Origin of the sequence: Microbacterium sp. JAI119, from assembly GCF_013410135.1 — a bacterium.
Taxonomy (GTDB): Bacteria; Actinomycetota; Actinomycetes; order Actinomycetales; family Microbacteriaceae; genus Microbacterium; species Microbacterium oxydans.
In genome coordinates this window covers 298,886-311,857 of the sequence record NZ_JACCCK010000001.1, presented here as the reverse complement: position 1 = coordinate 311,857, position 12,972 = coordinate 298,886, and the positions used below count along the sequence as shown (strand labels likewise).

The following is a 12,972-nucleotide window of genomic DNA, read 5'->3' as shown; positions in this document are numbered from 1 at the left end:
TCAATCGAACGTGCCGACCTCCGGCACCCGATCGGTCCGTGCGTAGCGCAGCAGTGTCACCCCGGCCTCGTCGGTGATCGGCGGCTCGAGTAGACGCAGCACCCTCGGCGACGCGCCGTCGTCGAACACCTTCTTGCCCGCTCCGAGCAGCAGTGGGTAGACCCAGAGGTTCAGCTCGTCGAAGAGACCCTCAGTGAGCAGCGTGTGCACGAGATCGATGCTGCCGATCACATGCACCTCGCGATGGGCCGCCCGTATCGCCGCGATCTCCGCGGCGAGGTCGACACCGACGCGCGTGCTGCCCTCCCAGTCGAGCGCGAGATCCGCATCCCGGGTCGCGACGTACTTCGGCACGCGGTTGAAGAGCGTGCCGATGTCGCCGGATTCGCCCTCGGTGTGATGCGGCCAGTACGAGGCGAAGATGTCGTACGTGTGCCGCCCGAGCAGCAGCGCATCGAGACCGCGCATGCCCTTCTCGATCTCGGGTCCGACGCCGGAGGAGGGGTATCCGGCCTGCCACCCGCTGAACCGGAATCCGCCCGACGTGTCCTCATCGGTGCCGCCGGGACCCTGGGCGACTCCGTCGAGAGAGGTGAAGAGGTCGATCAGGATGCGACCGGGCGCCTGTTGTTCATCGGGCGCCTGTTGTTCATCGGCATATTGGTTGTTCATGTCGTGCTCCCCACTGTCAGTCGTGCGATGTGGAAGGTGTCGGCGAACGAGTCCAACAGCGATGCATCGCCACGGACGACCGCGACGACGTCCTGCGCCAACGCCTCGGCCGGGGTGATGTCGCCGCCGATCAACCGACGGATACCGGGGCCGGCGACGATCACCGCATCCGGTTCTCCTTCGGGGATGCGCCCGCCGACGGGAGGCGCCGGAGGAGCGAGCTGCGCGACGCGGAGCTCGCCGTCGCGCACCGATGCACGGAGGGCGACATCGCCGACGTGCAGTTCGTACTCCGCGTCCAGCGCGCTCTCGGTGACGAACGCCGTGCGCAGCGCCATCGTGAGGGAATCGGCCGTGACGACGTCGCCCTCGTCCGGGTCTCCCATCGCCTGGAAGCCCCAGCGTCCGAGGGCGAGCATGATCGGCTCGAAGGAGCGCCCGTAGGAGGTGAGCTCGTACACGAGTCCGCAGTTCAACAGCGGCACACGTCGCACGACCCCACCCTCCTGCAGCTCTTTCAGTCGCGTGGACAGGATGTTGGTGGGGATGCGCGGCAGGCCCTGCTTGAGGTCGGTATACCGACGCGGTCCGACGAGCAGATCGCGGACGATGAGCAGCGCCCACCGCTCCCCGATCAGCTCGACGGCCGTCGTCACACCGCAGTACTGGCCGTAGCTGCGCGCCGCCATGTCAGGCCGACGTGGCGGTGTCGGCCACGTGATCCGGGCCGTTCTCGATGGCTTCGGGCGTCATGTAGAGGAAGCCGAGCGAGTTGCCGTCGGGGTCGTCGAGGTCACGCGAGTACATGAAGCCGTAGTCCTGTACGGGCTTCGGCTCGGCGCCTCCGGCCGCCAGACCCTTCGCGAGGATCGCATCGACCTCCTCGCGGGAGTCCTGGCTGAACGCCACCGAGACCTGGACGACCTCGTTCGGGTCGGCGATGGGCTTGTCGGTGAAGGTCGAGAAGAACTCGCGCTTGAGGATCATGAAGTAGATGTCCTCGCTCCACACGACGCACGCCGCATTCTCGTCGGTGAACTGGGGGCTGATCTCGCAGCCGAGCGCGGTGTAGAAGGCCTTCGCGCGCTCGAGGTCGGTGGTGGGCAGGCTGACGAACACCTTGGTCATGATGGCTCCTCCGGAGGTGTGAGCTCATCGGTCGGTGAGCTCGTTGAGGACAAGCTTGTTAAAAGCAATCATGCTTGTCAATAGCAAGTTCGGAACGATCCCCCACACGGGGGATGCGGCTCCGCCACGGCCCGCCCTACGGTGGAGGGATGTCCGCCGCCCCGTTCGTCCGCACGCCGACCGAGCGCGAACGGCGCAGCGATCTCGTGCTCGCCACCGTGCTGTTCGTCGGTGCCGTGCTGAGCGCAGCGCTCTCCTCGATCGCGGAGATGTACGGCGACGAACAGGCGCCGCTGTGGACCGCCCTCGTGTACGCGGTGGTCGTCACCGCTCCCCTGGCCGTGCGCCGGCGCTGGCCAGGCACCGTCGCCGTCATCGTGGTGGCCGCCTACTTCACCGCGGTGACGATCCGCATCCCCGAGATCTACGTCGGCAACATCGCCATGTTCATCGCGATCTACACGGTCGGCGCCTGGATGAACAACCGCCGGCGTGCGCTCATCGTGCGCGTCGGGATCATCGTCAGCATGTTCGTGTGGCTGCTGATCACCATGTACCGCGACGCGATCCGCGAGGCGGACAAGGCGGATGTGATCGCCGGAGCCATGTCGCCCTACGTGGCCTTCATGCTCATCCAACTGCTGCTGAACGTGCTCTACTTCGGCGGCGCCTACTACTTCGGCGAGCGCTCGTGGGCAGCGGCGGCACAGCTGGCCGTGCTCGAGCAGCGGACGGCCGAGCTCGAGCGCGAACGCGAGGTCACCGCGGCCCAGGCCGTCGCGCTCGACCGGGTGCGCATCGCCAGAGAGCTGCACGATGTCGTCGCCCATCACGTGTCCGTCATGGGCGTGCAGGCCGGGGCCGCGCGCCTGGTGCTGGAGCGGGATCCGGAGGAGGCCTCTCGCATCCTCACGGGCATCGAGGGGTCGGCGCGCGACGCCATCCACGAGCTGCGCCAACTGCTGGAGACTCTGCGGACCCCGGGAGGAGAGCCGACCGACGGCGCCTCGACCCTGGCTCTCGACGACATCGCAGAACTCACCGAGGCCTCGACCGAGGCGGGACTGCCTACCGCGTACACGGTGATCGGCGAGCCCGCGCCCGTTCCCTCGGTCGTCGCCGTGAATCTGTACCGCATCGCGCAGGAATCGCTGACGAACGCCCGCCGTCACGCCGGACCCGACGCGACCGCCGACGTCCGCGTGCGCTACGACGACGACGGCGTCGAGGTCGAGATCGTGAACACGGGACGACCGGTGGCGCAGTTGCGGCCAGGACTCGGCCAACTGGGCATGCGCGAGCGCGCCACGGCCTCTGGTGGCACGCTCGAGGTGACCCCCCGGCCGTTCGGGGGCCTGCGCGTGCGCGCCCGCGTACCCTTCGCCGCGGCGACCGGGACGGGTGCGAGCCGATGAACGATCCGATCCGCGTGCTGCTCGTCGACGACCACGCCCTGCTGCGCGCCGGCTTCCGCACGATTCTCGACACGCAGCCCGACATCGCGGTGGTCGGCGAGGCGTCGACCGGCGCGGAGGCGGTGGCGCAGGCATCCGCCCTCCGCCCCGACGTCATCATGATGGACGTGCAGATGCCCGACATGGACGGGATCGAAGCGACCGGACGCATCGTCGCCGACCCCGCGGTCCACGCGGCCATCGCAATCGTCACGACCTTCGACCGCGACGACTACCTGTACCGGGCACTGGAGGCCGGAGCCGGCGGCTTCCTGCTCAAGAACGCCGGTCCCGAAGATCTGATCGCGGCCGTCCGGGCGCTCGCCGCCGGCGACGGGATGCTCGCCCCCGAGGTGACGCGCCGTGTGCTGGCACGCTTCGCCGCGACGCCCCCGCCGGTGTCCGCCCCCAGCTCCGTTCCTCCCTCGGGCGGCGCCATCCCGGTCGTGCTCGCCGAGCCTCTCACCGAGCGCGAGGCCGAGGTGCTGACGCTGCTCGCCGACGCTCGGAGCAACGCCGAGATCGCGCGGGCGCTCTTCATCGGAGAAGCCACCGTCAAGACGCACGTCTCACGCATCCTGCAGAAGCTGGGCGCCCGCGATCGCGTGCAGGCGGTCGTGCTCGCCCATCGCATGGGGCTCGCCTAGCCACGGCCGTCGCACCGTCTCGGTCCCCCACGACACCGCCGTCGAAGCAATCCGCCCGTTCTCCGTAATGAACGCGCGGATTCCCCATCTCTTCCGACGTAGGAGACCACCGACGCCCGAGGGATGAGAATGAACGCGCCAGCACTGCCGGAGATGAGATCCACTGTCGAGCATCCGCACGGGCAGGCCCCGGCGTCGTCACACCAGGCCCTCTTCCGCGTCGGCGGTCAGGACTGTTCCCGGGTGCTGACGCCCCGCGTGCGGCGACTCGCATGAGCGCTTCGGAGCCGAGACCCGGCACCATCTTCATCACCGGCACGTCGACCGGACTCGGCCGCGCGGCCGTCACGCTGTTCTCAGGACGGGGTTGGCGGGTGATCGCGACGATGAGAGACCCCGAGAAGGAGCAGGAACTCGGCGCCCTGCCCGGGGTGATCCTCAAACGGCTCGACGTCGACGATGCCGAAGCTATCGTGCGCGTAGTCGCGGAGACCCTCGCCGAACATCCGGTCGATGTGCTCTTCAACAACGCGGGATACGGCCTCGCCGGACCGTTCGAGGCGAGCAGCGACGAGCAGATCGTGAAGAACCTCACGACGAACCTGCTCGGCCCGATGCGCGTCACCAAGGAGTTCATTCCGGCATTCCGAGAGCAGGGCTCGGGAGTGATCCTCACCACGACCTCGATCGGCGGTCTCGTCACGATGCCGTTCAACTCGGTCTATCACGCGGCGAAGTTCGGCGTGGAGGGCTGGAGCGAGAGCCTGTCCTACGAGCTCAAGCCGTTCGGCATCCGCGTCAAGACACTCGCCCCCGGAGGGATCCGCACCGACTTCGGTGGTCGGAGCCTCGATCAGTCGAGCCACGCCGTGTACGCTGATGCGCTCGTCGCCGCGACTCGGCGATTCCGCGACCCGGCTCGCGACACCACGCGCTCCTCTGCCGAAGAGATCGCCGAGATCGCCTACGGCGCGGTCACGGATGGCACCGATCAGATCACGTACGTCGCCGGGGTCGACGCCCACGAGTACCACCGACTGCGAGAACACCTGGGACAGACGGGTTTCGTCGCGGAGTCGACGCGGCTGTTCTTCGGCGACTGACCGGGCGACGGTGCACCACCCGCGGTAGCCTCGAAGCCATGCCCGACGCCGCACCCCTGTCCCGCCCGATCCTGGCGGGAGTGGTGACGGCACTCGTCGGGTTCACGAGTTCGTTCGCGGTGGTGCTGACCGGACTCGACGCCGTCGGGGCGGACGCGGCGCAGGCGGCCAGCGGGCTGCTCGCGGTCAGCCTCATGATGGGTCTCGCATGCGTCGTGCTCGCATGGCGGTATCGGATGCCGATCACCGTCGCCTGGTCCACGCCGGGGGCCGCCCTCCTCGTGGCCACGGGCACGGTCGAAGGCGGCTGGCCTGCCGCGGTCGGTGCGTTCCTGGTCACCGCCGCGCTCATCCTGCTCACGGCGCTGTGGCCCGCACTCGGCGCCCTGATCGCCCGCATCCCTCCGTCCATCGCGCAGGCGATGCTGGCCGGAGTGCTGCTGCCCCTGTGCCTCGCCCCGATCACCGGTCTGGTGGCGAATCCCTGGGGTGTGGTGCCCGTCGTCCTCACCTGGCTGGTGTTCGCGCGGCTCGCCCCGCGCTGGGCCGTGCCGCTCGCGTTCGCCGCTGCGGCCGTGGTGGTCGCGGTGTCCCTGATCGGCGATGGCGCTTCGTTCGATCCGCGTCTGCTGCTGCCGCGCCTCGAATTCACCGCTCCCACGTTCACGGTGGGCGCCCTCGTGGGCCTCGCGCTGCCGTTGTTCATCGTGACGATGGCGTCTCAGAACGTCCCTGGCGTCGCGATCATGCGCAGCTTCGGATACGAGGTGCCGTGGCGCCCGGCCATGCTCGTCACCGGGGTCGGCACGGCGCTCGGTGCGACGGCGGGCGGGCACGCCATCAACCTCGCCGCGATCAGCGCCGCGCTCGCCGCCTCGCCGGACGCCGACCCCGACCCGAAACGGCGGTGGGTCGCCGGGGTCTCGACCGGAGTGTCCTACCTCGTGCTCGCCGTGTTCTCGGCGGCCTTCGCCGCGCTCGTGGTGCTGGCACCTGCCGCCGTCATCCCGGCGGTCGCGGGCCTCGCGCTGTTCGCCGCGTTCGGATCGTCCGTGCAGCAGGCCATCGACGACCCGGGTGAGCGCATCCCCGCCGTGGTGACGTTCCTCGTGGCCGCGTCAGGGATCGCCGTGCTCGGGGTCAGCGCCGCGTTCTGGGCCCTCGTCGCCGGCCTCCTCGTGCGCACGGTGCTGCACACCGCGCGCAACTGACCTCCTCCTCCCCCGCTCGGGTGATCCTGCGGAGTCCGCCATGCGGGGGATGTCCGAGACACGTGTGCTCCGTAGCGTGAGGGTATGACCACAGGAATGCTCGAACTCTCCGGCATCACCAAGAGCTACGGCTCTCGGCGCGTGCTCGATGACGTGTCCTTCACGGTCGCCCCCGGGCGGCTCACGGGCTTCGTCGGCGGCAACGGCGCCGGCAAGACCACCACCATGCGGATCGTGCTGGGGCTGCTGTCGTCGGACGGCGGACGCGTCGATCTGGACGGTGCTCCGTTGACGACCGCCGACCGGCGCCGCTTCGGCTACATGCCCGAGGAGCGCGGCCTCTACCCGAAGATGAAGGTGCTCGAGCAGATCGTCTACCTCGCACGCCTGCACGGCTTCGGCAAGCAGGAGGCGATGGAGCGGGCGACCTCGCTGCTCACGGAACTCGGGCTCGGTGAGCGGCTGAACGACACCATCGAATCTCTGTCGCTCGGCAACCAGCAGCGCGCGCAGATCGCCGCCTCGCTCGTGCACGACCCCGAGGTGCTCATCCTCGACGAGCCGTTCTCCGGCCTGGATCCCCTCGCCGTCGACGTGGTCGCGGGTGTCCTGCAGTCCAGCGCGGCCAAGGGGGCGTCGATCCTGTTCTCCTCCCACCAGCTCGACGTGGTGGAACGGCTGTGCGACGACCTGGTCATCCTCGCCGGTGGCACGATCCGCGCGGCGGGCTCACGCGACGCACTCCGCGCCGAGCACGCGCGCGACCGGTACGAGCTGGTCTCGGCCGGAGACGCCGGGTGGCTGCGCACCGAGCCCGGTGTCACGGTGGTCGACTTCGAGGGCGGCTACGCCCTGTTCGACGCGGACGGCCCGGAGACGGCCCAGCGCGTGCTGCAGTCCGCCGTACAGCGTGGCGATGTCGCCAGCTTCGCCCCCAAGCATCCGTCCCTCGCCCAGATCTTCAAGGAGGTCATCCAGTGAGCACCCCCTCCCCCGTTCGCAGCTCGAACGGCATCTGGCTCGTCGCCGAGCGCGAGATCGGATCGAAGCTGCGCAGCAAGGCCTTCCTGATCTCCACCGGCATCCTGCTGGTCCTCGCCCTCGCCGGCATCCTGTTCGGCGGGTTCGCGAGCAAGAACACCGAGACCACGCCGATCGCCGTGACCGCGGAGACCGCCTCCGCCGTCTCGGCCATCCCGAACGTCGAGGTCACCACGGTCGCCGACCGGGCCGCAGCCGAACAGCTCGTGCGCGATGACAAGGTCGATGCCGCGGTGATCGAAGGCGACGGACCGTCGGGATACACGATCATCGCGATGCAGGATCCCCCGGGCGAGATCGTCTCGGCCCTGTCGATCGCTCCCGAAATCGTCAGCCTCGAGCCGGCGACCACCAACCCGCTGCTGCGCTACTTCATCGCGATCGCGTTCGGGCTCGTCTTCATGATGGCTGCGGCGACGTTCGGCGGCACGATCGCACAGAGCGTCGTGGAGGAGAAGCAGACCCGCGTGGTCGAGGTGCTGCTCTCGGCGATCCCGGCCCGCACGCTCCTCGCCGGCAAGGTGATCGGCAACACCGTGCTCGCGATGGGGCAGATCCTCGCCCTGGCGGCGGTCGCCACCATCGGTCTGATCGTCACCGGTCAACGGGAGGTGCTCACGACGCTGGGGGCGCCCATCATCTGGTTCGCGATCTTCTTCCTGTTCGGCTTCATCCTGCTGGCGGCGATGTTCGCGGCCGCGGCGTCGATGGTTTCTCGCCAGGAGGACATCGGGTCCACCACGACACCGATCACGATGCTCATCATGGCGCCGTACATCCTGGTCATCGTCTTCAACGACAACCCGCTGGTGCTGACGATCATGTCGTACGTGCCGTTCTCCGCCCCGGTCGGAATGCCGATGCGCCTGTTCGTGGGAGAGGCGCAGTGGTGGGAGCCGCTGCTGAGCCTCGTGATCCTGCTCGCCAGCTGCGTGGCCGCGATCGTCATCGGCGCGAAGATCTACGAGAACTCGCTCCTGCGCATGGGCTCCCGCGTCAAGCTCCGCGAGGCGCTGCGGGGTTAGCCTCCTCCCCTGACGCCGAGACCCATCCCGCACGCCGAAACCCACCGTCGCAGACGTCAGCGACGGTGGGTTTCGTTGTGGCCGATGGGTCTCGGCGAAGGGTCAGGTCAGATCACGCCGTCGGCCAGGGTGGTGGGGTTGCCGAAGCGGTGGTTCGTGATCGATACGGCCTGCTCGTGCAGGAACGGAAGCATCTCGACCCGTCCCGCCCCGGTCACGGCGTGCGACCAGACCGCCACATCCGGGCTTCCGTCGAGCGCCTCGTGCAACGCCGCGGCGTCGCCGCCGACCAGACGCACGCGGTGCCACGAGTTCGCGGCCTTGGCGTAGCGCTTGGTCCACGCCGCGTCCGATTCGTGCTTGACGGTCACGCCGTGCGCGCGCAGGGCCTTCTCGACGCGAGAGGGCAGAGCGGGAGCCGACACCGTGAACGGGCTGCCGCTGCGCAGGGCGGCCGCGAGCACACGGAGGCCATCCACCAGAGGAGCGTCGTCGGCGATGCGCACGTCGACGGCGACGGGACGGTAGCGGAACAGGTTGCGCTCGACCCCGAGGCCGGACTTGTCGCTCACGGCGCCGAACTCGTCGATCCAGGCATGCTCGTCGGATGCGGCAGCACGCTGCAGCCACTCGGCCTCGGTCGCGTCCACCTCGGAGGACGCCGCCTCCAGCAGTGCCCGCACGACGGGGACGACGGCCGCACCCGGCGCCGCGGCCGGAAGCTCCGCAGGAGCCCACTCGCCGAGACCGAAGAGGTAGTTCGGGCCACCGGCCTTGGCTCCGGCGCCGACCGCCGAGCGCTTCCAGCCGCCGAACGGCTGACGCTGCACGATCGCCCCGGTGATGCCGCGGTTCACGTAGAGGTTGCCGGCCTCGACACGGTCGAGCCAGGTGGCGACCTCGTCGGAGTCGAGCGAGTGGATGCCGGCCGTGAGACCGTAGTCGACCGCGTTCTGCAGGCGCAGCGCCTCGTCCAGATCCTTGGCGTGCATGATGCCGAGCACCGGCCCGAAGAACTCGGTCAGGTGGAAGTACGATCCCTCGCGCACACCGGTCTTCACCCCGGGCGTCCACTGCTTGCCCTCGTCGTCGAGCTTGCGCGGCTCGACCAGCCAGCGCTCGCCCTTCTCGAGCTTCGTGAGCGCGGTGAGCAGCTTGCCGTTCGCGGGCTCGATGATCGGACCCATCTGCGTGGCCGGGTCGTCGGGCAGGCCGACGCGCATCGAGGTCACCGCATCCACCAGCTGACGCTCGAACCGCTTCGAGTCGGCGACGGATCCGACGAGGATCGCGAGCGACGCGGCGGAGCACTTCTGCCCTGCGTGGCCGAACGCGCTGCGGGCCACGTCGGCGGCCGCGAGATCGAGGTCGGCTGAGGGGGTGACGATGATCGCGTTCTTCCCGCTGGTCTCGGCGAGCAGCGGCAGGTCGGAGCGGAACGAGCGGAACAGCTGCGCCGTCTCGTACGCCCCGGTGAGGATCACACGGTCCACCGCGGGGCCGGCGACGAGGCGCGTGCCCAGGTCGCGGGAAGCCAGATCGACGAGCGCGAGCAGGTCGCGCGGCACACCGGCGGCCCACAGCGCCTCCACCATCACCGCACCGCAGCGCTGGGTGAGCTTGGCCGGCTTGATGATCACGGCCGAACCCGAGGCCAGGCCCGCGAGCACACCGCCGGCGGGGATCGCCACCGGGAAGTTCCAGGGAGGAGTGACCACGGTGACCTTCGACGGCACGAACTCGGCACCGGAGACGGTCTCCAGGTCCTTCGCGCGCTCGGCGTAGTAGTGCGCGAAGTCGATGGCCTCGCTGATCTCGGGGTCGGCTTCGGCAATGGTCTTGCCCGCCTCGTGGGCCATGATCTCGATGAGCTGACCACGGCGCGCGGCGAGCTCGTCGCCGGCGCGGTGCAGCACGGCGGCACGGTCGGCGGCCGGCAGCGCTGCCCACTTCTCGGCGGCGGCGGTCGCTGCGGTGAAGATGCCGTCGAGTTCGGCGTCCGTCTCGACCTTGGCCAGCGCGATGCTGTCCAGACCCAGCGTCGAGCCGACCGAACGGCTCAGGATCTCGCGACCCCAGGCACGGTTCGCCGCGATGGCGGGGTCAGTGTCGGCCTGGTTCGCGAAGCCCGTGGTCGTTCCCGCGGGAGCCTCAGCTGTCCGATCCTGCACCCGATGGGCGGCGGGGACGTACTGCGGATCGTCGTTCGCGAGCGCGGCAAGCGAACGCTCGAAGCGCTCCCGCTCCCGGGTGAGGAGCGTGGGGTTGGAGGCCAGTTCGAACACCGCCGACATGAAGTTCTCCGGGCTGGCGTTCTCCTCGAGGCGGCGCACCAGGTACGCGATCGCCACGTCGAACTCCGCCGGGTTCACGACCGGCGTGTAGAGCAGCAGACGGCCGACGTCCTTGCGGACGGCTTCGGCCTGACCGGTCGCCATGCCCAGCAGCATCTCGTACTCGACGAGGGGATCGGCGCCGGTCGGGTCGGCCACCCCGCGCGCCTGGGCGAGCAGCCAGGTGTAGGCGATGTCGAAGAGGTTGTGACCGGCGATCCCGATGCGCACGGCGTCCAGGCGCTCGGGCGTCATGGCCCAGTCGAGCACCCGCTTGTAGTTGGTGTCCGAGTCCTGCTTGGTGCCGTAGGTGGCGAGCGGCCAGCCATGGATCGCGGCGTCGACCTCCTCCATCGCGAGGTTCGCGCCCTTGACGACGCGCACCTTGATCGGCGCTCCCCCCTTGGCGCGGCGGGCGGCTGCCCACTCCTGCAGGTGCTGCATCGCGCCGAGCGCGTCGGGGAGGTACGCCTGCAGCACGATGCCGGCTTCGAGGTTCTCCAAGCCCGGCTGGTCGAGGATGCTCGTGAAGGCCGCGATCGTCAGGTCGAGGTCGCGGTACTCCTCCATATCGAGGTTGATGAACTTGGCCTTGCCCTTGGCCTCGGCACGCGCGGCGAGCTCGTAGAGCGGGGTGAGCTTCTCCACGACGTCCGCCACGGCCTCGTCGAACGACCACATCGACAGCTGGCTCACGACGCTGGAGACCTTGATCGACACGTAGTCGACGTCGTCGCGGGCCAGGAAGTCACGGGTGCCCTGCAGCCGGTGTCCGGCTTCCCGCTCTCCGAGCACGGCCTCGCCGAGCAGGTTGAGGTTCAGGCGGTTGCCGCTCTTGCGCAGCTTCGCGATGGCGGGGCCGAGCTTGGACGGAGTGGCGTCGAGCACGAGGTGCCCGACCATGGCGCGCAGCACGCGGCGCGAGATCGGCACGACAACGCCGGGGAGCTTCGGCGCCCAGAAGCCGCCGGTCTTGATCGCGGCACGCAGGTATCCGGGCAGCAGCGACGGGGTGATGTCGCTCAGCTCGGCGAGCTTGCGGCCGGCGACGCGCAGGTCTTCCGGGCGCATGACGCCGTCGACGAAGCCGACCGTGAACGCGAGTCCGTTCGGGTCCTTGAGCACCTCGGAGAGGCGCTGGGCGGCCGGCTCGACGGGGTGGGTCTCGCTCTCGGCGAGCCAGCGCTGCACCAGGGCGGCGACGTCTTCGGTGCGGGGGGTGGTGGTGTCGGCGGCGACAGGCATCGGTGGGACCTTCCAAGAGAGCGCACACCGGGATTTCGTGTGCGGCTGGATCATTGTCCTGCCGCTCGGTAGGCTCCGTCTATCAACCGATTTGCGTGGATTCTGTTCAGTTCCTCTGAACGATAGGCGCCGAACGAAGGACCCGCCGTGCTCGACGTGAACAGACTGCGGATGCTGGTGGAGCTGTCGCGTCGCGGGACACTGTCGGCCGTCGCCGACGCCCTGTCCTACAGCAAGGCATCGGTGTCGCAGCAGCTCAGTGCGCTGGAGCGCGACGTGGGCGTGCCGCTGCTGCGCCGGGTCGGGCGCGGGGTGCAGTTCACGCCGCAGGGGAACGTGCTCGTCGCCGAGGCCATCGGCATCCTCGACCAGCTCGAGCACGCCCAGGTCGCCGTCGCCGAATCCCTGACCGAAGTCACGGGCACCGTGCGCATCGCGGTCTTCCAGTCCACGGCACACTCGCTCCTGCCCCGCGGGCTCGAAGCCCTCAAGGAACGTCATCCTGCCCTGCGAGTGGAGGTCACGGAGTCCGACCCGGAGACCGGACTCGTCGGAGTGTCCAGCCGCGACTTCGACCTCATCCTCGCCGAGCAGTACCCGGGCCGCACACGCCCGATCCACGCCGACCTCGACCGGGTGGCGCTCGCACACGACGCGATCGCCCTCGCGCGGCGGCCAGGGACCCCCGCGCACGCCGACGCCGTCGCCGCGCTGTGGTCGACCCGCGACGAACCCTGGGTGCTGGAACCTGCCGGCACCGCGTCGCGCGCCTGGGCGGAGCAGCTGTGCCGCACCGCCGGGTTCGAGCCCGATGTGCGCTTCGAGATCGCCGACCTCACCGCCCACGTGCGGCTGATCCATGCCGGACTCGCAGTGGGACTGCTGCCGGAGCTCGTATGGGCGGGTGACACCCCGACGGTCGACCTGGCACCGCTGCCGCAGGAGCCTCGGCGCGAGATCTTCTCCTCCGCGAGGCGTGTGTCTGCGGACGCTCCCTCGATCCGCGCCGTGCGCAGCGCACTGGCCGACGCGGCCTCGCACGACCTCGCCGCCTAGCCTCGGGGTCTGCGCCGTCTTCGGCATCCGCGCCGCCTTCGTGAACCCCGGAGTAAA

At 69.5% G+C, this 12,972-nt stretch carries 11 protein-coding genes; 7 read left to right on the top strand and 4 right to left on the bottom strand.

Annotated elements, in window-relative coordinates:
• Genes HDC31_RS01405 through HDC31_RS01395 form a run of 3 tightly spaced genes read right to left on the bottom strand, consistent with a single transcriptional unit; the run spans position 1 to position 1,800 of the window.
• Positions 1-672, bottom strand: a complete 672-nt coding sequence (locus HDC31_RS01405) for a dihydrofolate reductase family protein (RefSeq protein ID WP_113681425.1) — start codon at positions 670-672, stop codon at positions 1-3.
• Positions 669-1,361 (bottom strand): helix-turn-helix domain-containing protein, encoded by a 693-nt coding sequence (locus HDC31_RS01400; protein ID WP_113681424.1) that lies wholly within the window; start codon positions 1,359-1,361, stop codon positions 669-671. The genes HDC31_RS01405 and HDC31_RS01400 overlap by 4 nt, the downstream gene beginning before the upstream one ends.
• 1 nt (position 1,362) lies before the next feature.
• On the bottom strand, positions 1,363-1,800 hold the full coding sequence (locus HDC31_RS01395; RefSeq protein WP_179515748.1) for a VOC family protein: 438 nt from the start codon (positions 1,798-1,800) through the stop codon (positions 1,363-1,365).
• A gap of 149 nt (positions 1,801-1,949) precedes the next feature.
• Here HDC31_RS01395 and HDC31_RS01390 point away from each other — a divergent pair, with 149 nt between their 5' ends.
• The 6 genes from HDC31_RS01390 to HDC31_RS01365 all read left to right on the top strand — a co-directional run bounded on the left by HDC31_RS01390 (position 1,950) and on the right by HDC31_RS01365 (position 8,281).
• Positions 1,950-3,215, top strand: a complete 1,266-nt coding sequence (locus tag HDC31_RS01390; protein WP_179515747.1) for a sensor histidine kinase — start codon at positions 1,950-1,952, stop codon at positions 3,213-3,215.
• Positions 3,212-3,901, top strand: coding sequence for a response regulator transcription factor (locus tag HDC31_RS01385; RefSeq protein ID WP_179515746.1), 690 nt, complete (start codon positions 3,212-3,214; stop codon positions 3,899-3,901). The genes HDC31_RS01390 and HDC31_RS01385 overlap by 4 nt, the downstream gene beginning before the upstream one ends.
• A 272-nt stretch (positions 3,902-4,173) precedes the next feature.
• A complete protein-coding gene (locus HDC31_RS01380) occupies positions 4,174-5,004 on the top strand; it encodes an SDR family oxidoreductase (RefSeq protein WP_113680809.1) in 831 nt (276 codons plus the stop codon).
• Positions 5,005-5,042: 38 nt separating this feature from the next.
• Positions 5,043-6,215: a benzoate/H(+) symporter BenE family transporter gene (locus tag HDC31_RS01375; protein WP_179515745.1), complete on the top strand. Its 1,173-nt coding sequence runs from the start codon at positions 5,043-5,045 to the stop codon at positions 6,213-6,215.
• A gap of 96 nt (positions 6,216-6,311) precedes the next feature.
• Positions 6,312-7,196 (top strand): ABC transporter ATP-binding protein, encoded by an 885-nt coding sequence (locus HDC31_RS01370; protein WP_058631738.1) that lies wholly within the window; start codon positions 6,312-6,314, stop codon positions 7,194-7,196.
• Positions 7,193-8,281, top strand: coding sequence for an ABC transporter permease (locus HDC31_RS01365; RefSeq protein ID WP_058631739.1), 1,089 nt, complete (start codon positions 7,193-7,195; stop codon positions 8,279-8,281). Before HDC31_RS01370 ends, HDC31_RS01365 begins: the two co-directional genes overlap by 4 nt.
• Positions 8,282-8,388: 107 nt before the next feature.
• On the opposite strand, the gene HDC31_RS01360 is transcribed toward HDC31_RS01365, so the two are convergent.
• On the bottom strand, positions 8,389-11,859 hold the full coding sequence (locus HDC31_RS01360; protein WP_179515744.1) for a bifunctional proline dehydrogenase/L-glutamate gamma-semialdehyde dehydrogenase: 3,471 nt from the start codon (positions 11,857-11,859) through the stop codon (positions 8,389-8,391).
• 147 nt (positions 11,860-12,006) lie between these two features.
• On the opposite strand from HDC31_RS01360, the gene HDC31_RS01355 reads away from it, so the two are divergent.
• On the top strand, positions 12,007-12,915 hold the full coding sequence (locus HDC31_RS01355) for a LysR substrate-binding domain-containing protein (protein WP_058631741.1): 909 nt from the start codon (positions 12,007-12,009) through the stop codon (positions 12,913-12,915).
• Positions 12,916-12,972 lie beyond the last annotated feature (57 nt).